We start from the raw sequence: 200 nt of genomic DNA on the forward strand, positions 1-200 counted from the left end.
GGGGGGGTAATAACACCGATAACCGTACCAACTGGACCGCCAAATACTGAGCCAAGTATGCCGCCAGCACCAATACTAGATGATGCGCCCAAATGATTAGTTGCAGCACCTTTACCAAAACCTAGTCTACTTAGTTTTTTGGTTGTGTTGGATGCAAAATCACCTTCGACCAAACCACGTAAAGCCACCTTTTCATCAAT

Annotated in this window: 1 protein-coding gene; it reads right to left on the minus strand. The window is 45.5% G+C overall.

The window, feature by feature from the left end; translation table 11 throughout:
- The coding region (locus D5S11_RS20010; protein ID WP_164833868.1) for a hypothetical protein at window positions 1-200 on the minus strand (200 nt) is incomplete at both ends.

This window comes from Bacillus sp. L75, from assembly GCF_003676355.1.
GTDB classification, from domain to species: Bacteria; Bacillota; Bacilli; order Bacillales; family Bacillaceae; genus Bacillus; species Bacillus velezensis.